21 protein-coding genes and 3 tRNA genes are annotated in these 18,418 nt (G+C 64.2%); 9 read left to right on the forward strand and 15 right to left on the reverse strand.

Annotation, left to right across the window (positions count from 1 at the left end; genetic code table 11):
- The 4 genes from E1263_RS26030 to E1263_RS26045 form a co-directional block, all read right to left on the reverse strand.
- On the reverse strand, window positions 1–578 hold a 578-nt coding region (locus E1263_RS26030; RefSeq protein WP_132171890.1), incomplete at its 3' end, for an SDR family NAD(P)-dependent oxidoreductase.
- 244 nt (window positions 579–822) lie between these two features.
- Entirely contained in the window at window positions 823–1,335 is a 513-nt protein-coding gene (locus tag E1263_RS26035) for a GNAT family N-acetyltransferase (RefSeq protein ID WP_165956750.1), read from the reverse strand.
- Window positions 1,336–1,373: 38 nt separating this feature from the next.
- Window positions 1,374–2,567, reverse strand: coding sequence for a hypothetical protein (locus E1263_RS26040; protein ID WP_132171894.1), 1,194 nt, complete (start codon window positions 2,565–2,567; stop codon window positions 1,374–1,376).
- Window positions 2,564–3,682, reverse strand: a complete 1,119-nt coding sequence (locus E1263_RS26045; protein ID WP_132171896.1) for a helix-turn-helix domain-containing protein — start codon at window positions 3,680–3,682, stop codon at window positions 2,564–2,566. The genes E1263_RS26040 and E1263_RS26045 overlap by 4 nt, the downstream gene beginning before the upstream one ends.
- A gap of 471 nt (window positions 3,683–4,153) precedes the next feature.
- On the opposite strand from E1263_RS26045, the gene E1263_RS26050 reads away from it, so the two are divergent.
- The 3 genes from E1263_RS26050 (at window position 4,154) to E1263_RS26060 (ending at window position 7,008) form a co-directional block, all read left to right on the forward strand.
- Window positions 4,154–4,936: a hypothetical protein gene (locus E1263_RS26050; RefSeq protein ID WP_132171898.1), complete on the forward strand. Its 783-nt coding sequence runs from the start codon at window positions 4,154–4,156 to the stop codon at window positions 4,934–4,936.
- Between the two features lie 139 nt (window positions 4,937–5,075).
- Window positions 5,076–6,485 carry a hypothetical protein gene (locus tag E1263_RS26055; RefSeq protein WP_132171900.1) on the forward strand — a complete coding sequence of 470 codons (1,410 nt, stop codon included), beginning with the start codon at window positions 5,076–5,078 and terminating at the stop codon, window positions 6,483–6,485.
- Between the two features lie 112 nt (window positions 6,486–6,597).
- Complete coding sequence (locus tag E1263_RS26060) at window positions 6,598–7,008, forward strand: hypothetical protein (RefSeq protein ID WP_132171902.1); 411 nt, start codon at window positions 6,598–6,600, stop codon at window positions 7,006–7,008.
- Here E1263_RS26060 and E1263_RS26065 read toward each other — a convergent pair.
- Complete coding sequence (locus tag E1263_RS26065; RefSeq protein ID WP_132171904.1) at window positions 7,005–7,364, reverse strand: YciI family protein; 360 nt, start codon at window positions 7,362–7,364, stop codon at window positions 7,005–7,007. The genes E1263_RS26060 and E1263_RS26065 overlap by 4 nt on opposite strands.
- 79 nt (window positions 7,365–7,443) lie before the next feature.
- Complete coding sequence (locus E1263_RS26070) at window positions 7,444–7,677, reverse strand: hypothetical protein (protein WP_202869056.1); 234 nt, start codon at window positions 7,675–7,677, stop codon at window positions 7,444–7,446.
- Between the two features lie 363 nt (window positions 7,678–8,040).
- On the opposite strand from E1263_RS26070, the gene E1263_RS26075 reads away from it, so the two are divergent.
- Complete coding sequence (locus E1263_RS26075; protein ID WP_132171908.1) at window positions 8,041–8,490, forward strand: HIT family protein; 450 nt, start codon at window positions 8,041–8,043, stop codon at window positions 8,488–8,490.
- 38 nt (window positions 8,491–8,528) lie between these two features.
- Here E1263_RS26075 and E1263_RS26080 read toward each other — a convergent pair whose 3' ends face one another.
- The 3 genes from E1263_RS26080 to E1263_RS26090 form a co-directional block, all read right to left on the reverse strand.
- Window positions 8,529–9,086, reverse strand: coding sequence for a hypothetical protein (locus E1263_RS26080; protein WP_132171910.1), 558 nt, complete (start codon window positions 9,084–9,086; stop codon window positions 8,529–8,531).
- Window positions 9,087–9,126: 40 nt separating this feature from the next.
- Window positions 9,127–9,651 (reverse strand): P-loop nucleotide/nucleoside kinase family protein, encoded by a 525-nt coding sequence (locus E1263_RS26085; protein ID WP_132171912.1) that lies wholly within the window; start codon window positions 9,649–9,651, stop codon window positions 9,127–9,129.
- Window positions 9,652–9,729: 78 nt separating this feature from the next.
- Window positions 9,730–10,227 carry an SAM-dependent methyltransferase gene (locus E1263_RS26090; protein WP_132171914.1) on the reverse strand — a complete coding sequence of 166 codons (498 nt, stop codon included), beginning with the start codon at window positions 10,225–10,227 and terminating at the stop codon, window positions 9,730–9,732.
- A 435-nt stretch (window positions 10,228–10,662) separates the two neighbouring features.
- Here E1263_RS26090 and E1263_RS26095 point away from each other — a divergent pair, with 435 nt between their 5' ends.
- Together E1263_RS26095 and E1263_RS26100 are read left to right on the forward strand one after the other, a co-directional pair.
- Window positions 10,663–11,934 carry a Fic family protein gene (locus E1263_RS26095; RefSeq protein ID WP_132171916.1) on the forward strand — a complete coding sequence of 424 codons (1,272 nt, stop codon included), beginning with the start codon at window positions 10,663–10,665 and terminating at the stop codon, window positions 11,932–11,934.
- A gap of 83 nt (window positions 11,935–12,017) precedes the next feature.
- Window positions 12,018–12,971 (forward strand): hypothetical protein, encoded by a 954-nt coding sequence (locus E1263_RS26100; RefSeq protein WP_132171918.1) that lies wholly within the window; start codon window positions 12,018–12,020, stop codon window positions 12,969–12,971.
- Between the two features lie 775 nt (window positions 12,972–13,746).
- Here the strand turns inward: E1263_RS26100 and E1263_RS26105 are convergent.
- The 3 genes from E1263_RS26105 to E1263_RS26115 all read right to left on the reverse strand — a co-directional run bounded on the left by E1263_RS26105 (window position 13,747) and on the right by E1263_RS26115 (window position 14,075).
- Window positions 13,747–13,822: transfer RNA gene (locus E1263_RS26105), tRNA-Phe, on the reverse strand.
- Between the two features lie 44 nt (window positions 13,823–13,866).
- Window positions 13,867–13,943: transfer RNA gene (locus tag E1263_RS26110), tRNA-Asp, on the reverse strand.
- Window positions 13,944–14,002: 59 nt separating this feature from the next.
- Window positions 14,003–14,075, reverse strand: a tRNA-Glu gene (locus tag E1263_RS26115).
- Window positions 14,076–14,169: 94 nt separating this feature from the next.
- On the opposite strand from E1263_RS26115, the gene E1263_RS26120 reads away from it, so the two are divergent.
- Window positions 14,170–14,520 (forward strand): metallopeptidase family protein, encoded by a 351-nt coding sequence (locus tag E1263_RS26120; RefSeq protein ID WP_132171920.1) that lies wholly within the window; start codon window positions 14,170–14,172, stop codon window positions 14,518–14,520.
- A gap of 55 nt (window positions 14,521–14,575) precedes the next feature.
- Here the strand turns inward: E1263_RS26120 and E1263_RS26125 are convergent, their stop codons facing one another.
- Both E1263_RS26125 and E1263_RS26130 read right to left on the reverse strand, forming a co-directional pair.
- Entirely contained in the window at window positions 14,576–15,304 is a 729-nt protein-coding gene (locus E1263_RS26125) for a polyprenol monophosphomannose synthase (protein ID WP_132171922.1), read from the reverse strand.
- 114 nt (window positions 15,305–15,418) lie between these two features.
- A complete protein-coding gene (locus tag E1263_RS26130) occupies window positions 15,419–15,802 on the reverse strand; it encodes an STAS domain-containing protein (RefSeq protein WP_165956751.1) in 384 nt (127 codons plus the stop codon).
- Between the two features lie 193 nt (window positions 15,803–15,995).
- Between E1263_RS26130 and E1263_RS26135 the strand changes: the two genes are divergently transcribed.
- Together E1263_RS26135 and E1263_RS26140 are read left to right on the forward strand one after the other, a co-directional pair.
- On the forward strand, window positions 15,996–16,754 hold the full coding sequence (locus E1263_RS26135) for a DNA alkylation repair protein (protein WP_132171924.1): 759 nt from the start codon (window positions 15,996–15,998) through the stop codon (window positions 16,752–16,754).
- 59 nt (window positions 16,755–16,813) lie between these two features.
- Window positions 16,814–17,623, forward strand: a complete 810-nt coding sequence (locus E1263_RS26140; protein WP_132171926.1) for a M23 family metallopeptidase — start codon at window positions 16,814–16,816, stop codon at window positions 17,621–17,623.
- Here the strand turns inward: E1263_RS26140 and E1263_RS26145 are convergent.
- Complete coding sequence (locus E1263_RS26145) at window positions 17,554–18,405, reverse strand: CPBP family glutamic-type intramembrane protease (protein WP_132171928.1); 852 nt, start codon at window positions 18,403–18,405, stop codon at window positions 17,554–17,556. The genes E1263_RS26140 and E1263_RS26145 overlap by 70 nt on opposite strands.
- Window positions 18,406–18,418 lie beyond the last annotated feature (13 nt).

Genomic DNA, 18,418 nt, shown 5'->3' on the forward strand with positions numbered 1-18,418 from the left:
CCCGCCCACAACTCCCGCGTCGCCTCGCCCCCAGGCGTAGCCACCCGCCCCGGCGTCACCGTATTAACCCGAACCCCGTACGGCGCCAGCTCCAGCGACAACCCACGGCTATACGTCTCCAGCGCCGCCTTGGCCGCCACATAATGCAGAAACGGCCCCACCGGCGTGAACACGGCCGCCGAAGAGACGTGCACAATCGCACCAGAACGCCGTACCCGCATCCCTGGCGCCAGCAACGAATCCAGCCGCACCGACGCCAGGTAATTCAGATCCAACGCCTCCTGCCACTCCTCATCCGGAATAGCCGAACTATCCACAAACGGCCGAGCCCCACCCGCGTTGTGCACAACAACATCCGCCCCACCCCACCGCTCCGCCACAGCCGCGGCGACCACCTCAGCCCCATCCCGACTCCGCACATCAGCCACCACCAGCCCAATCCCCGCCGGCACCTCCACCTCCGACCGAGCCGTCACCAAAACCTCAGCCCCCGCCGCCACCAGTTGCCGCGCAACAGCAGCCCCAATCCCCCGAGTGCCACCCGTGACAACAGCCCGCTTCCCCGCAAATTCCGACATTCCTAATCCTCTCCTAGCCGCACATCTCCATTTCAAGCTAGGCGCGAAAAACCAAGCACACAAAGACGAATTAGCAGTAGATGCCATAGGCAACACCTATAGCCCTCGCTATCGTGATCACCTGGACGGCGAATGCAGCGTTCGAAGCTGCTTGTGGACCGGCCAACCTGGCGGAAGCGCTGCACGAGTTCCGGCTATGGGTCAGCAACACAGGCTCCTGACCGCAGCCAGACCCCTCCACCCGTCAGCCGAGGCGCTTCTCGAACTCCTCCTCGATCCGGAAACGACCGTTGACCTCGATCTTCTGTGGATGAAGAGGACCCCGGTAGCCCAATCGCAGGTAGAAGTCTCGGGCCGAGCGATTTTCGGTGAACACCCACAGGCGTAGTACTTGTGCTCCCAACGACGCTGCCGTCGCCTCGAGAGCCGAGACCAGAACCTCCCCGACACCGCGGCGGCGAACATCCGGGGCGACCCACATCGCCTCCAAGTGGATGCCGTCGCTCTGGTCCGGACTGCGGTTGAGCTTCGCGAGGCCGACGGCCTTGTCATCCAGTCTGGCCACGAACCAGACATGGACGTCGAGTTCGGCTCGCCACTGATTCTCGTTGTAGCCACGCTCGGCCGCCTCGTCACCGAGGAACGCGGCAGCCGAATCCGTCAGCGCAGACAACCGCACGTCCCGAGCGGTTTGCCAGTCATCCGCTTCGAGGCGGAAGACAGAGATCTGCCTATGAAACCCTTGCAGCTCCAGCAACCGGGACCCCTCCGTCCGAGCGCGCGGGAGCACGGAGTCTAGCTGCGCTGTGCGAGCTGCCTCAAGGGGAGCGACTCACTCAAACGCTCGCCGTAGCCACACGAGATCCAGTTGGTGAGGCTGAGGTCTGACAAAGCGTTGCGTTCGTTGCCCACCGGACGGAGGTCCTTCAAGGCTTCTTGCCAACCGTGCGTGTCCTCCAGCCATGCCTCGAGATACCCGACGCACAAATCGGCGCCGATGCCCGATGCCTGTTTCTCGGCCCTACGCAGCGCTTCCTCGGCACTTGCCACTTCGGGATCGAAGCGCTCGCGCGCCAGCTTGTCCAAGGTCTCGTGAATCATCGCCAGGCGGACGTCTCTGAAAGCGCTCCAATAACTCGGCTTGGCGGCCAAGGCCATCTGGTCGTCGAAGCCCCACGCTCTGGTGCTCTCAAACAAGGCGTAGAGGCCTTCCGCGAGGAGATCACCGAACTCCTCACGAGCCGCGCGCTCGCGGTCGTCGTACGGCAGGTACTCGAGTTGCCGGACCTCTCCGGCCTTCGGCAGGCTCCGCTCCGCGGCGCGACGGGCGAAGAAGAACCAGTCTTCGTTGTAGATATCGGGAAAGAAGGACAGCTCCGGATGCTTGAGCTGTACGCCGAGCACCGCTCCGCCCACGAAAATGTCCTGTTCGAAACCCGCGAGCCGCCGGGCATGGCAGACCACAGAGTTGTCCGGGAATTCCCGGGTGGCCATGGAGGCGATCGGATGCCGGTCGAGCAAACTCGTGAGCCGACGGACATCCACCGGCCGGAGTTGGCTGATGTCGTCGTCGACGAAGAGGAGCTTGTTCCAGCCTAGAAGCCGCCCGAGCAGAAGACCGAGATTGCGTTTCAGGCTGAGGTCACTGGATCGGCCGGCGGATGCTTCCTGGAAGGCTGCGGACGAGGTCAGATGCCGGCGGCCGGGCAACTCATAGCCAATAGGTACTTCGACGACCAGCGCGCAAGCTCCAAGGGTCTTGTCCACGCGCTCCGCCACCTGCGCCACGTTTGTCTGCCGACTGCACAGGATCACCAACGGAACTGACAGGGTCACCGAGAGATCGATGATGTTCTGCAGAGCTGACGAAGGACGTGCGGCCGGTACGACGATTGCGTCCAGCCTGCTGCGGCTCAGGGGTACGGCGGAGGTGGACACATCGCGCAACAAGTTCGCGTGCGAAGGCCGATGGCCGATCTGACGGCTCACGCAGGCGCCTCGTCACTGGGCGACCATTCGTAGAGAACGTTGTGCGGGATCTCCAGATCGGGAGACATCGCCTCGCCGTTCACCAACGGGACCCGCATGAGGATGGCGAATGATCCTCCCGGGAACCGGTTGGCGAGATATGCCTCATTCCGCTCGCGTACGGCGGTGTCCGTGAGCGCGCGGACTGCGCCGAGGACCCCTCGGCTGTAGACCCCGCTGCAAACGGTGAGGGTGCGCGTGTGGTTCAGCGGGTTGGGCACCCGCGCCAGGAACGCCACATCCTCGACCAGAGTGCGCCGTCTACCGTCGCGCCAAACGTCCTCGGTCTGCTCCGCGGTGATCTCTTCCTTGGTGGGAGGCTTGGCCGAGGTTCGTTCGTAGTCGCTCCACAGCGGCCGGAATTCCTGGCCGTCCGGAAGCATGAAGATTTCGCCGTTGAACAGATCCGGTACGACGACCTGCTGGATCGGCAGGTCGCGCAGCAGCGTCTGCAGTTGGTGCGCGACGTTGTTCCAGACGGTTCCGCCGAGCAGGACCAGGTGGCCGGTCAAATCCGGGGGACTGGCTTCCTCAGGCAACCTGTGGGCCACTTCGAGCTCAGGGTTGCGGGACCGGAGGTGCCCCCACAACTCGATGAGGGCGTCGACATCGGCGTAGCGGTACATGCGGGTGAAATTGGGATTTGCTTCGTCCGCCAAGGGCGAGCGATAGGCGACCGGCGCTTCGGGGCAGATTGCCGTGACCGGGCCGGTCTCGAAGGTCCAGAGGCTGGCGTCGGCACTCGCCGTACCGGGGCTGTTCCGGGCTGCCTCGCGGAGGCCGATCAGTTCGCGGTTGAGCGCGGTGAACGTCTCGCGTTCGGAGGCGTTCAGGTCCTGTTCGCGAGGGAGCTGCGGAACGGTTTCGGCCGAGTGATCCAGTGCGAAGAAGAGCGCGTAGGGACGCAGCCGGTCGGCACGTGGCAGCTTGTCGTCGGATGAGTTCTCCCACGAGCTGATCGCCGATACGGAGATCCCCAGTGCGTGCGCCAGCGTCGCCTGGGTCATCCGCTGCTGTCGTCGGAGGGCACGCAGCCGGTCGGCGAGTTCTGCCGCTGGCGAGGGGGCCAAGTTCACTCCCGGAGGATCAGTGTCCACTGGTGGATTCGGTCACCCTCTCATCGGAGTACACCGAAGTACAGGTGGAATTCAAGTGGATACACGCTGGCATCCACATCGAGAACGGCGCCAGGACCCAACTGCTACTACATCCGCCCGGATCGTGATCCGTCCGTGACCTATCTGGATTCTACCCAGGCTCAGGAAGAAGAAATCCACCAATCTACAGATTCCACTGTGTAGTTAGGTGAAGTCATGGGTAAAACAGTGGCAGGAAGACAAGCGATGGACAGGAGCTCGTTACGACCTCAGCCGTTTCGATGACCGAAGCAGGTGCCTCATGAGCAGACTCCCGGCCGCCGTACAGGTGCTCACCGCGACGCCACCGCCCTGTGTCAGGGGCGTTCGGCCTGACCTCGCCGATCTATGGCGAGGAAGCTTTGGTATTCGGAGCCACGCCGCCACCAGGCGTGCCGATCTCTCGCTGCCATGATCGGCGTGATCGAGGCCCTCGAGCTGGGGAACTGGCGGAAGGCTTCGCGCATTCTTCATGACACCGAACTGGCCGATCCGTACCTGGCGATCGTGCTGATGACGGTTGCCAGGGCGATGTCTTATCGAGCGGTCGGCGAGCATAGTTTGGCTTGGACGACGCTGGGGCGCGCGGCGGTGCTGATGCTTCGCCGGCATCCGGGGCTCCCGTGTCTCGCGGTGAACGACACCGGCGAGATCGACGACGTACCGGCTTGGCCTGGTGAGGTCGAGCGACTCGCCCTTCCGCTCCGGATGGCCCGGGGTGACCTGCTCTTTCGTTCGGTTCGGCTGATCTGGCGGGAGCAGCAGGAACTGAGCGATCTGTTTCGGCGGATCGAGCAACGGCCGGCCGAGCTGACTCCGGCCACGCACATCCTGGTGCTCGCGTTCGTGGAGTACCTGTGCTGGGTGCGTCACGATGCCGGGACCTGGACGAGAGGGACCCCTGTCGACGATGAGGCCGCAGCCATCGAGCAGCGAATCGACGCGCTGAGCGATGGACTTCGGGCGGAGTTCCTCCGCAGTGCGACCGACCTGCGCCGCTTGCGTTATCCGGCCGCCGGGAAGATGTCGCTCATGGTCTGGAGTGCTGGTGGGACATACAACGGATTGCAGAGACTGGCGATCCTCGAGTTGGCTCGCCGCCCAGAGCCGCCGTGGGGCGAGTCCGTAAAGCCTGCGGACTGTCCTTCCCGACTGAGTTCCGTCAACGCCTGGCAATTCGCCCGGACTGCCTGACGCAGTTGGATTTTACGCGGCCTTTACTGACTATCTGATCGGATCTACCCTTGAGGATCCGAATTCCATCGCATCGTCAGCCCACCCAGGTCGTTGACATCATCAACGACCGGCGACAGCGCGCGGAGGAGGAACCTCGATGATCGCAGTCCTGACCGTGCCTGCGACCGGGCCGCGAACGCCCGAGGTTCGCCTTGCCGGCGGGCAGCCGGCTGACTTGATCCGTACGACGCAGCTCGGGTCCGGCGTCAGTGTCGAGGTCGACCTGGCTGATCCAGGCCGATGGCGTTCTGTCATGGTCGACGGATGGGATGCGGCCGACCGGAATCTTCTGGAAGCCGTTGTAGGACAGGAAAGTCTCCGGCAGCTGGGTGATCTCCGAGACGAGTTGGCCGTGACTGGCGACCCGAGCCTGGAGGCTGACGTACAGGTCGGGGCTGCGCAATCTGGACCTTGGCGAAGGCTGGCGGTGATCGACGCGCTGGACTGGTGGTTGCAGGTGCCGCTGGACCAGGCATTGCTCGACGCAGAACGTGCGGTCGTGCGAGCTCGGGCTGCGCGGACCTTGCGATCGAGAGCGCTGCGAGAGCACCGCACCGGGCAGGCGTTGGTACTGGCGCGGCGCTCTGCTGGCGAGCTCTCCACCTATCTGACCGAGTTGGCGAGCTCTGCGCCGTCATTGCCGCGCGCTCTGTTCTCTGGACTGTCACGGGTCGCGAATGGGTACGCCGGCCTGGCCGGCCAGGTGGTCGGCAGCCCCGACGAGTGTCTCGCCCCCGTTGCCGAAGCGTGGAGCCGGCTGAAGCTCGCCGTACCGGTTGTAGGCATCCTCAAACGCCCTGAGCAGTCGTATCAGCTGTTGCCAGACAGTACGACGCAGAGCAGCTCGGTCGATCCTCGGCAGGTGCGCGCTCGTGTCGTCGGCACGGACCTGCAGGCTCGTGAGGTCCAAATGGTCGAGTCGCGCGAAGGGGCGACGGTTCGCGTGCTGGTGCCTGCCTTTGGATCGCGGGTGCCGTCAGCGCTCGCGGACCAGTTGATGGTGCGGCTGGTCGACAAGCGATCCGGTACGGCGCACGAAGCGCTCCGACTGAAGTTGCGGTCCGGCCGGGACGCCGAGCGGCTCGGGATGCGGACTCCGGTCTTCACACAAGAGATTCCGTTGCGAGGTGCAGCGGTCGAGGACGTCCGTGCTGACGTCTTCGATCCGGTTCATGAGACCGCGCCGGCCCTGACGGACACCGACGACGAGCTGGTACGTCGGCGCCGAGCGCAGTTCGTACTGGGTGAGTGGCGGCAGGCGATGGCCGAGATTCGCCTGTCCCGGCAGGCGAAGTCGCGGAACAGCCGCCTGACGCGACTGGCCGCCGTACTGGATGAAGCTGTTCCGGACGCCGACGAGCCAGTGTTCCGCGGCGGGCCGACGCGCAGCGAAATCACCCGGTACGTCGATGCTGCGCCCGGGACCGTGCATCCGTGGTTCACCAGCACCCGTGGTGCCGGCGAACCGTTGGTTGCGGAGCTGGCGGCGGCCCACCAACTGCGTTGATGTCGTCACGACATCGAAATTCGCCTGCGGCCGGTGCGCTGGGGCTCACTGTCATCAGAAGAACGTCCGCGACGAGAAGCGGACGTCGCTCCGGGCGATGAGGAGTGGAACGATGACCGTCCGCAGATTGAGCACTTTGAGCACCGACACCCCAGCGTTGAGGCAGGTCGGAGCGCACGTCAAAGCACGCCCATCAACCATGTACTGGTTCCTGATGGTCAGCGACCTGGCCACCGCGATCTGGATGTACACCGTCGGCCCATGGCTGGACAAGACCTCGAAGTTCACCGCAACCGGAACGCTCGGCGGCCATCACGTTGCCCTGCTGGTCATTGCCCTGATCGGCTTCCTGATGCTCGCAACCCTGGCCGTTGTCACCGACAACTTCACCCACACCACCCCGAAGGTGGCGCTGGCAAGAAACCTGGCCTGCATCATCTCGATCGTCGCCTTGACCGGCCTGATCGCCCTGATCCTGATGGCACTCCTCAGCCGCGTCCTCTTCGGACCGCTACGCCCTTAACTAGAAGGCCGCTGAGGCTTGAACCGCCGCACCTCGTGCGGCCACCCACAAGCCTCAGCCACCTTGGCCGCCCACATCTTCGCAGCCTCGTCGTCGGCCACCCGCACCAACGCGAACCCACCCAGAAACTCTTTGGTCTCCAGATAAGGCCCATCGGTGACCAACACCTCGCCGCTGGTCGGGTCGGCACTGTAAACCGGCCCGTCCTCTTCCTCAAGCCCGCCGGCAAAGACATAGACCCCGGCCGCCTTCATCTCCTCCGTGACCGCCCTGGCCAGTGGCCCACGCCCCTGGTACCACTCCTCGGGGTGATCGCCGACCCACTGCTGATTGAAGTAAATGAGGTACTCAGGCATCTCTGCTCCTTCAGCTCAAGCGAACCTGACGTCCACTCTCTACCAACGCTACGAACAGCCTGCACCGATTTCGACAGGCTCACTCGAGTGTCTTCCCCTTGACTCCCGACCGGGCGACACCATCCACCGACACACAGATCCCGAAGACCCGGTCATGGCTGGTCCATCCGTTGATGCGCCCCCGGTTGTTGCTGATCTGCACCCGCTTCTTCACCGGATCCACAGCCGACACCAGATGCAGATAAACCGTCCCAGCCACCCGAGCCAGCACGATGTCCCCCACCTCAACCTCCGCCGGATCAACAGGAGCCACCACCACCTCCTGCCGACTCCGAATCAACGGCACCATCGAGCCCCCACTAGGCCGAAACGCCACCGTCGCCCCACCCGCAACCCTGCCCGCCACCGCGTCCAATGCCCCCATCTGCTCATCGTGGCAGATCCCACCGACATCGCCGTACCGACTTTCTTCTCCGGTACGGCGACCTGCCGGAGTGGCCCGGGTTGCCACACGGTGCCGCCGATCCTGCGCTCCACCGGTGGTCGCCGACTGTGCGGAGTAGGCCGCTGGCAACCGATTGCCCACGACACTTTGCGCACAGTCGATGGCACGGTCCGCGCACTCGCACATCAATTGGGTAGCAAGTTCTCTGAACGCGCTGGGAGTATTACGCGCATGACGCAGAACGTGACTTCGCCGACGCAGCAATGCATCTTCTGCGCGATTGTGGCGGGGCAGGCCGAGGCCAGCGTGGTCTACGAGGACGAGACCGTGATCGCCTTCATGTGCCTGCACCCCGTGACACCAGGCCACCTTCTCGTCATACCACGCAAGCATGCTGTGGGCCTAGAAGACCTGGACGGACCTACGGGCGCTCACGTTTGGTCGGTCGGTCACGACATGTCGCGTGCCCTACGGCGTTCCGACCTGAACTGCGAGGGCATCAACCTCTTCGTCTGCGACGGCGAAGCCGCCTTCCAGACGGTCTTCCACTTCCACCTCCACGTCATCCCTCGCTACACAGGGGACGGCTGGACTATCGTCCCCGACGAGGTAGAACGCGAGCGCTCGCTCCTCGACGCCGACGCGCAAACAGTCAGGAACGCCATCGCGTTGACGCAGTGACGTCCACTGCTGCTCGCCACTGGCGGTGTCAGTGACCGCTACTTGGCGATCGCCACAACCATCCAGTCGACCGGTGCTGGCTGGTTCTCTGGTGGCTGCCCGAGCATCCACGCCAACACCCGAGCCGCTTCCTGGTAGGTGCCGATCAACCCAAGCTCGTTTAGTTGCACCCGCAGTTCGTCGAAGGCCTCAGCGGCGTACCCATGGCAGTGCCAGGAATGGAAGTCCAACGCCCCTTCTGCGCCGACTACCTCATAGCCGAGGATCGGTGACTCCACCGGCAGACGGGATTCGGTCCGGAGCAGATCGAAGTACGGCTGTTCTGCGCCCCCGTTTTCCTGCATGAAACTGACGGCGTCATCCGAGGCTATTGCCACTGTGACGGTCTCGGCGTGCGGTGCTCGGGATATCCGCTCTCGCTCGGCCTCCTGGCGATCGACGTACCAATCCCAAAACTCCGGTCGGGGAAGGTCGGCCATGAGGCAGTCGCTGATCGTCAAGAACGTCTCAGGCAGCACCGCGTACTCCTGGCTAGGGGGCCGAGGCGTGGGCACCACCAGTACGTAGCCAGCCAGGATCAGTTCGACGCTGTTCACAACTGCATTGTCCCCATCGGTTCACGACCTTCTATGCCGTTCACACCGGTCGGGATTGGCGATGTGCCTCCCAGAGTCTTGCCACGTTCTCGGTCTGACCCTGTACGTCGAGTGTGTCTACCTGCACGCGATGGTCGGCGTGCGGAGGGTCTGCTGCATCCGCCTCGTGAAGCATCTGGAACTCATCGTCAGTCAGCCAGACCTTGCGGGACGCTGCACGCCGCACCGCCTCAGGAAAACCGACCGTCATATGCACGATCAGGCACTCAGATAGCTCGCGTCTGTACAGGTCGCTGGTCTCCGGCGTAAGCACGTCAGCGACGACGACCTCAATACCCACGGCCAGGAAGTTGCGTGCCAGGATGCAGGCGTTCTTCAAACCGAGCCTTTGCTGCGCACGACCTTCCTCTCCGTCCCACGGAGCGGCAGCGCCCGTGACAACAAACTGGCGCACGTCATCCACATCGATGAAGGCACACCTCGGGCGACCTTCCGCCAGAGCACGTGCCGTCACACTTTTGCCCACCGCAGGCCCACCGGTGAGGATCAGCGGTACAAGAGTCATAGTTCAGCCGGCCCAGGGTGATAGCGGTCCTTCGGCCTGGCCTCGGACTTGTACGTGAGGATCACCGCGCGCACCACGTTAGCGATCTGCCGGCCGGTCCCGATCGGCGAAGTAGTTGGTGAGCATTTCGGTTGGCCAGGTGGGTTGGTGGACTGAACCGCGGGGGCCGAAGTCGGCGAACCAGGGCTTGATGTCGAGGACCGGGGTGCCGTCGACGGCGTCGAGGTCTTCGACGTAGAGGTCGAGGCCGTCGACTTCGAGGAGCCGGCAACGGGAAACGCCCAGCCAGTTGCGGCGACGCATGTTCCGGTGGCCGAACGTACCGACTTCAGGCCACTCCGGATTGCTCCGCGGCCGGCGCGCACCGAGTGGTAGGTCCGACTGGTCGGTCAGATGGAAATGGAAGACGACCTCGAGATGCGAGAACTCGTCGAGGCCCTGCGTGGCATCAGCGCCGTACGACGTGCTGTCGATGCGAATGATCGCACGGGTGCCGCCCCAGTAGTCGTCGGTCGGCTCGGTGCGTCCACCGATGACGTGGGCAACTGGCTGAAGTGTGATCGACTGGTCAGTCATCGTTTCCCTTACTGATATCAGACGTAGCTGTGGGAGCGGGACAAGTCCGTGGGGTTGAAGCAGCGCCGGGCGCTACGGGTTGATCTCCTGCAGCGCACGGACGCCGGTTGGGTGCGCAGTTACCGCTGATCCATCCACGGTCGACCCTAGGCGGATGGTTGACGAGCTTCCCAGAGCCTCGCCACGCTCTCGGTCTGGCTCTGTACGTCGAGTGTGCCGACCGTCCGCTTTTCAGGCGGACGGAGTGTTAGGCGATTGCTGGCACGCCTATGGCTCAGCGGGCGAGGAAGGTGGCGGTAGCCCAGTGTTGCCGGACCTCCAGCTGGAATCTGCGCGCCCCAGTTGCCCAGCTAAAGTCGGCGCTTAACCTGGACTAATATCACTCTAAGTCCAGGTTATGCGGGTAACCTGGACTTACCGACGAGAGGATCCAGGTTGAGTCAGCAGATCGCCGCAGTCTGGCAAGCCAACCCAGATGCCTATGGGCCACGCAAGCACAGACGCCCGTGTGAGTACAAAGCCTACGTTCCTGACCTGCTCAGCGCGCATACGTTGGACTTCAGTGCTGAACTCGCGGCGGACATCGCCGATGCCGAACGTGCCCTGGCGGCCTTTGGCGGCCCCGGCGAGCATCATCTGGAGCAACTGGCCCGCTTCCTGTTGCGGGCTGAGGCGGTCGCCTCATCCAAGATCGAGGGCTTGCAGGTCAACAGCCGCCGACTGGCCAGACACGAAGCCAAGTTGGCAGCGGGGGTGCATGACCAGGATGCGACTGCCGACGCCGTTCTGGGCAATGTCAAAGCCATGAACCATGCAGTGCAGTCCGTTGCAGTCCTCGACAGCGTCGAGGTGAAGGACCTGCTCGACATTCACCGCGCGCTCATGGAGCACTCGGATCAACCCGAGATCGCCGGCCTGATCAGAACGAAGCAGAACTGGATCGGTGGCAACAACTTCAATCCCTGTCAGGCGGCCTTCGTGCCGCCGCCTCCTGAGTACGTCGAAGGTCTGTTGGAGGACCTTTGTGCGTTCGTCAACCGCGATGATTTACCCGGCACAGTGCAGGCCGGATTGGCTCATGCGCAATTCGAGACGATCCACCCCTTCGCGGACGGGAACGGCCGAACTGGTCGTGCTCTGATCCATGTCGTCCTCAAGAGGCGAGGACTGACGAGCGACTTCATCCCGCCGATCAGCCTTGCGCTGGCGACTCGAGCCTCGGCCTACGTCGGCGCCCTGTCCAGCTTCAGATACACAGGTCCACCGGATGGGCAGGCGGCGCTCGACGGTATCCGTGACTGGCTGGACCTCTTCCTGACCGCGACCCGGCGAGCGACAGACGACGCAGCCGCCCTGCAAACGGGTCTCGCGCAGCTCGAGCTGGACTGGCGAGCCAAACTCAAACCACGCAAGGGCAGCGCGGCCGAACGCCTGCTTCCCGAGTTGATCGGGCATCCAGTCATCACCGCAGAAGACGTCATGCGACTGACCGGCGCGAGCAGATCTGCGGCGTTCGCAGCCATGGAAAGCTATGTCGAGGCTGGCATCCTGCAGCCCGTCGGTAATCAGCAGCGCTCTCGCCTCTACGAGGCTCCGAAGGTGTTCGGGATCCTCACCGACTACGAGCGTGCGTCCGCCACTGAGTCAGGGAATACCCGAGGCGAGCAGCCGAAACGCCCGGTTCCCTATCGCCAGATCCAATCTTGAGCGACCTACTGGCTGCCTTGCCGGATTGAACCGACTTCTGCGGAGCTGTCATCTGACCGTCGTAACAACGAACAGGAGTTCAGATGGGAAAGTTCGTCGACTGTCCGTTCTGTGGCCAGCGGGGAGTAAAGACTAAAGAGCATGTCTGGGCGCAGTGGCTACACGAGACTGCGGGTGCCCAGGCTCTGCTCGACGGCACACACGGCGAGCGCATCGCCCGAGAGCATCGGGTGTTTCGCAAGGACCAGCAGGGACGCTACCGGGCCGAGGCCGAGACGCCGGGCCCATATGCGAAGTGGTTACCGAACCTGACCGTAGACGTATGTAGAGACTGCAACGGTGGGTGGATGAGTCGTTTGGAGAGTGATGCGAAGGCGATACTCGCGCCATTCATCTTTAGCGGGACCACAACGCGCCTGTCGGCTGAGGATCTCCGCACTTTGACCATCTGGGCCACGAAGTCGTGGATGGCATACGCCCTAACCGTCGCGCTTCAGCAGAATCCATTTACTGAGGCCGAGTACCGAGGAATGGCTGAATCCGCCCAACCGCTAGGCCGCAGTCAAGTGTGGCTTCTGCACTCCACGGAACCGCGTGCCCAGGTCGCCATGGGGATCACGTCAACGCTGCACTCGTTTGAGCCGCCCGACCTGGAGAAGACGCCGAATAATACGGCGTATGCGTATCTAGCCGTCGCTGGCGTGGTGATGGCGCTGCTTTTGCTGTCGACAGAGGTGATCGACGCCCTTCGCTCCTTGCCAGATGGAGACGAGGTACTCGACGGCTTCATGGTTCCGCCAATGTCCAAGTCGCCTGTCGTGCGGCGTGCTTGGCCCGGCCCGCGTCCGCAATACTTTCCGCTTGGGGTACTGCCAGATGCGGATCTGGCAGCCTTTATCGAGGGCGCTCCCAGACTATTCAGCGAGACTGGGCTGCCTGTGGACGGCCTTACAGATGAGGCTGTGGCGGCGGTCAGGGAGGAGTTTCTCTCTGGCGCGGATCCAGTTGATCTTCGGCGGCGCTGGGAGGCCGAGTAGGCCCGTTCCGTCTGGCTGCCGAGTTGGCCTCTTATGGATCAAGGGCGCGCCCGCTGGGCTCGCCACCGGACCGGACCGGGCCGCGCTCACGCGCCCTCCGGCCGAATCACGTCGCGTCCCGGCGGCGCAGCGGGCGACCTTCTCCAAGGTTACGACAGGCCTTTCGCGGGCGCTTGTCTTCCAGCGGCTCGGGGCTCGGCGGCTGGCCGAAACCTCGCGTCCGGTGTGGCTCATGCTCCGGGGCCGCCCCGAAGAAGCTGGCTCCATGGTTGGCGCGGCTGTCGATAGCGGCGCCGGCCTTGTGGCAAGACAGCGATGTGATCTGTACAACGAAACGGCCGGTCCTCGGATGCAAGGACGGCCGTTGTGGGTGTGCGATGCGCGTGCGATTAGACAACGCGATTCAGGGTCATGCAAAGGCACATGGAGGCAGCGCCCGAACGGCGTTTTCACGCTCAATGAAGGTGGTCAAGGGCGGTCTCGAACCGCCGACCCCGCTTTCAGCTCGGCTGCATCTCCCAATGCTGGCGGAAGGGTCTGACGTATTTGAACTGCTTGACGAGTTCCTCGCAGAACGAGAAGCGGAGGCCCACACGATTTGATTGCACGCCGCAGGTGACCGCGGCGTGCGGCAGGGGAAGGAGCGCGCGATAGCACGCACCGCCGGGGGTGGGCGGGAGCGCGCGTAGTGGGCGCTGTGAGGAGCGGAGCGACGAATGGCGGCTGCGGAGCACGCGTGGGAAAGAAAAACCCTCACCAGTTAAGGAGAGGGTGGTGGTGGTCAGGGGCGGTCTCGAACCGCCGACCTTCCGCTTTTCAGGCGGACGCTCTACCAGCTGAGCTACCTGACCGGGAGAAAATTTGGCGGCGGTGATTTCTCACCGCCGCCTTCTCCTGGCGACCCAGACGGGACTCGAACCCGCGACCTCCGCCGTGACAGGGCGGCACGCTAACCAACTGCGCTACTGGGCCAGGTTTCTCGGAGATCTTACAGCATCTTCGAGGTAGTTCTGACATCGGCCTTTCGACCGTATCCCCAACGGGATTCGAACCCGCGTTACCGCCTTGAAAGGGCAGCGTCCTAGGCCACTAGACGATGGGGACTCGGACCCGCGGGGACCGAAGCCCCAGGGACAGCCGTAACTATAGAGGACGGTTCGCCAGGTGCCAAAACGAGATACCTGCCTAGGCTGTAGGTGTGATCGAGATGACTCGCGCGGACTTCGAGGTGCTGGTGGCCGAGGCGCTGGATGAGGTGCCGGGGGAGCTGGCGGCGTTGATCGACAACGTGGCGATCTTTGTGGAGGACGAGCCGCCTGCGGGGGATCCGGAGCTGCTGGGGATCTATGAGGGGATCCCGTTGACGGAGCGGGGGCACTACTACGGCGGGGTGCTGCCGGACCGGATCACGATCTACCGGAATCCGACGCTGCGGATGTGTGAGTCGGTCGAGGATGTCGTGGATGAGGTGAACATCACGGTGGTGCATGAGATCGCGCACCACTTCGGGATCGACGACGCCCGGCTGCACGAGCTCGGTTACGGCTAAAGGGCATGCCAAAACCGCCGTACGGCGAAACCCGTACGGCGGCGAACAGCCGGGCCTAGGAGCGGTTGAAGAGGAGCTTCCAGGGCATCAGGGCCGACTCGAGCTGGACCTTGAGGCTCATCTTGGAGACACCCTCGGTGCGCTCCTCGAAGTGGATCGGGACCTCGGCGATGCGCAGGCCGCGCTTCACGGTGCGGTAGTTCATCTCGACCTGGAACGAGTAGCCGTTGGACTCGATCGAGCTGACGTCGATCCAGCGCAGGGTCTCGGCCTTCCAGGCCTTGAAACCGGCTGTGGCGTCCTTCACGTGCAGGCGCAGGAGCGCGTTCACGTAGAAGTTGGCGAAGGCCGACAGGGCCCGGCGGTGCCAGCCCCACTCGGCTGCAGCGGAGCCGCCCTCGACGTACCGCGAGCCGATCACGAGACCGGCATCGGTGGTGCGCAGGGTCTCCACCATGATGGGGACGACCGAGGCGGGGTGCGACAGGTCCGCGTCCATCTGGATGACGATGTCGGCGCCCTCGTCCAGCGCGCGGGTGATCCCGGCGATGTACGCGCGGCCGAGGCCGTCCTTGGTGGTGCGGTGCAGTACGCCGACCTTCTCCGGTGACGCTTTCGCCAGCTCGTCGGCGACGTCACCCGTACCGTCCGGGGAGTTGTCGTCGACGACCAGAAGCTCCAGTCCGGGCAGGTTCAGGTCGGACAGCAGCCCGGCCAGGACGGGCAGGTTCTCTCGCTCGTTGTAGGTCGGTACGACAATCACGATCTTGGCTAAGTCACCCATGACATTCCTTCTTCGGGGATACCGGACGCTACCGCATCCAACGGGCGAGCCCCTGAACGCGGTACGCCGAGTTGCCAACGGCAACCCAATGGCAACCAAGGAGACCCGCGAATGTCAGAGCGCGGCGAGCGCCTCCGTGGTCGAGGCGAAGATCTGGAACTGACCACCCAGACCGGTGACCGACAGCGGCCGGTCGACCGGGCGGCCGACGCCGACCAGGGCCAGAGTGATGTTGTGCCGGCCGGCCAGGGTGCGAGCCTCGACCAGGTTCCCCAGACCTGCCGAGCTCAGGAAAGTGACGGCCGAGACGTCGATCAGCACGAGCCGGGCCGGTGGCGCGACCGCGGCCCGGATCGACTCGGAGGCGAAGTCGCTGGTGGCGATGTCGATCTCGCCGGACAGCCGGACGAGCAGGACCCCTGGTTCCAGCTCTACGGTCACCGCGTCGAACGTTGTTTTGATCATGTCGCCGTCCCGCGGCTCAGGCTGGCTTGTCACGCCAATTTCTCCCCCGGGTAGCCCCGCACCGCCGGTCCGTCCTGACGGGTTGAACTGCCCTGCCCCAACCGTATGCCCCGACGCCGGACCGTCACAACGCTTGCCCACGGGATGACCTCGGAGCGTGACCTCCCGGGAGAGGCCAAACGCTGCAACAGCATCGACTGTCCCCAGTGGATGGTAGACAAAGAACATGGGCGTACCCGACGGCAAGGCAGCTCTGGTCCCTCCGGGCGCGCGGCAGGCCGCTGATCTGACGGCCGCGGACCTGCTCGCCGAGATCGATGCCGCGGCTGACCCTCAGGTGGCGGAGGTCCTTGAGCGCTACTTCCAACTTCAACCAGGCGGCTACGGGTACGGCGACGAGATGGTCGGCGTGAAGTTGTCCACGATCCGCGAGCTCCTCAAGCCGTACCGCAAAGCGTCGATCCCGCTCGAAGAGCTTGAAGCGGCGCTGACCAGCCCGATCCACGAGCATCGGTTGGCCGTCCTCTGCCTGCTCACCGATCGCGCGGCCAAGGAGCAGCAAGCGATCTACGAGCTCTACCTGCGCAGTACGGCGTTCATCAACAACTGGGATCTCGTCGACTGCAGCGCCCCCGAGATCGTCGGCGGCTATCTGTTCGACAAGCCGCGCACCATCCTGGAGACCCTGGTTCGTTCGGAGTCGCTCTGGGAGCGCCGGATCGCGTTGGTCGCCACCCACTGGTTCATCCGGCGCGGTCAGAGCGAGGATATCTACCACCTGGCGCCCGAGGTCTTCAACGACCGCGAGGACCTCATTCACAAGGCCGCCGGCTGGATGCTGCGCGAGGCCGGTAAGCGCGTCTCGGAGGACGAGCTTCGCGACTTCCTCGATCAGCACGCCCCGGCGATGCCACGGACCATGCTGCGCTACGCCATCGAGCGGCTGCCGGCCGAGATTCGAGCGCACTACCGCGCAAAGCGCTAACACTTCGGCCAGGCTCGAAAGGACTGCGCTGCCGGTACGGCGAACCTACGCTCAACGCCATGAAGCTCATTCGCTTGGCGCTCCTGGCGATTCTGGTCACCGCCGGACTGGTCGCAGTACCGACGACGGCGATGGCAGCCGATCCGTTGTTCCAGATGCCGATTCCGTGCGGTCTGCGCTGGACGACGGCCACGCACAGCGGGCACAACCCGAAAGAGAAGCTAGACATGGTTGATCCAGGTGGTCACACCCAGGGCACGGCGGCCCTCGCGGCGGCCGGTGGGCGGGTCAGCTACTCCGGCTTCCTGGGCGAGACCGGGAACCTGATCGTGATTGACCACGGGGGCGGCTGGCAGACCCGCTACATGCATCTGGATCGACGCGACGTCGGGCTCGACGACACTGTGGTTCGGGGGCAGCAGATCGGCCTGGTCGGGAACACGGGCAGCGCGACGACCGGTGCGCACCTGCACTTCGAGGAGAAGAAGGACGGCGTCGTCCAGCAGGTCCGGTTCGACGGGCATCTGGTCCCGATCACCTGGAACTACTTCGAGCACTACGAGACCAGCAACAACTGTGGTGGTCCGGGTGACAATAGGTTCTGGGTCGACACGTTCGCCGATGCGCCTGGATACGCGAGCCCTGGCGCCGGTGCCAGTACCGGAACACTGAAGAAGGGCACGAGCTACGTCTACTGCCGGGCCTGGGGCCCGGAGGTACGCAACGGAGCGTCGTTCAACCACTGGTGGCTGAAGACCGACCTCGACATCGGCCCGGCGAACCAGTACGTCTCCGCGTACTACTTGTCCCGCTGGGGCAACGACGAGGCCAAGGACAACGCTGGCCGGGACATCAAGGACTGCACGTAGTAGACGACGGCCGCGAGCACCAGGTACGCCGGGACCAGCAGCAGCACATCCTGGTTGATCACGGTCGCGGACCAGCCCGCATCGCGGACCAGCCAGTATCGGGAAGGCCTGTCGACGGTCAACCGGTTCACGGTGAGGAAGGTCAGATGCGTTGCAACACTGGCCCACAGTGAACCGGTGGCCGCGCGGGCGGCGATGAGTGTGAACCCGAAGATCGTCAGCAGGAACAGGTAGGCCACCGGATCCTCACCCGGTGGCACGAGGCTCAACTCCTGGGTGTTCTGCTCGAAGATCGTGCCGAGCACCAGTTGCACCGCAGAGGCGATCCCCGGCACCAGCAGGAAAAGCGCCGTCGTCCCTACCGCCGACAGCAGGCCGCCGTACCGCGAGCGCAGTGCACTCCAGGTGTGACCGCGCAGACTGAGCTCCTCCGGCAACGCCTCGAGCAGCAAGGCGATGACCGTGTTCGTCAACAGGAACAGCAGCACGCGATGCAGTTCAAAGTGTCCCCAGGTGATCCAGCCCGCGACCGTGCCCGCGCCGAGCACCACAACCGCGCTGCCGCCTGTCACCAGCAGACCGCTGAGCAAACCGCGCCCAGCCCGCTGCAGCCCTAGCTCCTGCCGCCGCCGAACTGGCCGGATCAGCAGTATGACGACCACCGCACACGCCAGGGCAGGCACGATTCTCCCGCCCCAACCAGCCTCCGATACCGTGATCGAGCACCCCAGCGCGAATCCCATCGCCAGAGCACCGAACCCTGCCCGCAACCAGATCTTCACCCCAGCAGCTTAT

This window comes from Kribbella antibiotica, assembly GCF_004349055.1.
Taxonomy (GTDB): Bacteria; Actinomycetota; Actinomycetes; order Propionibacteriales; family Kribbellaceae; genus Kribbella; species Kribbella antibiotica.

What these genes read in the sequence shown, in the direction of transcription:
- E1263_RS26100 (WP_132171918.1), top strand. Translation starts at nt 12,018, where the DNA reads ATGGGAAAGTTCGTCGACTGTCCGTTCTGTGGCCAGCGGGGAGTAAAG.
- E1263_RS26135 (WP_132171924.1), top strand. Translation starts at nt 15,996, where the DNA reads ATGGGCGTACCCGACGGCAAGGCAGCTCTGGTCCCTCCGGGCGCGCGG.
- E1263_RS26055 (WP_132171900.1), top strand. Translation starts at nt 5,076, where the DNA reads ATGATCGCAGTCCTGACCGTGCCTGCGACCGGGCCGCGAACGCCCGAG.
- E1263_RS26060 (WP_132171902.1), top strand. Translation starts at nt 6,598, where the DNA reads ATGACCGTCCGCAGATTGAGCACTTTGAGCACCGACACCCCAGCGTTG.
- E1263_RS26125 (WP_132171922.1), bottom strand. Translation starts at nt 15,304, where the DNA reads ATGGGTGACTTAGCCAAGATCGTGATTGTCGTACCGACCTACAACGAG.
- E1263_RS26050 (WP_132171898.1), top strand. Translation starts at nt 4,154, where the DNA reads ATGATCGGCGTGATCGAGGCCCTCGAGCTGGGGAACTGGCGGAAGGCT.
- E1263_RS26090 (WP_132171914.1), bottom strand. Translation starts at nt 10,227, where the DNA reads ATGACTGACCAGTCGATCACACTTCAGCCAGTTGCCCACGTCATCGGT.
- E1263_RS26085 (WP_132171912.1), bottom strand. Translation starts at nt 9,651, where the DNA reads ATGACTCTTGTACCGCTGATCCTCACCGGTGGGCCTGCGGTGGGCAAA.
- E1263_RS26140 (WP_132171926.1), top strand. Translation starts at nt 16,814, where the DNA reads ATGAAGCTCATTCGCTTGGCGCTCCTGGCGATTCTGGTCACCGCCGGA.
- E1263_RS26065 (WP_132171904.1), bottom strand. Translation starts at nt 7,364, where the DNA reads ATGCCTGAGTACCTCATTTACTTCAATCAGCAGTGGGTCGGCGATCAC.
- E1263_RS26075 (WP_132171908.1), top strand. Translation starts at nt 8,041, where the DNA reads ATGACGCAGAACGTGACTTCGCCGACGCAGCAATGCATCTTCTGCGCG.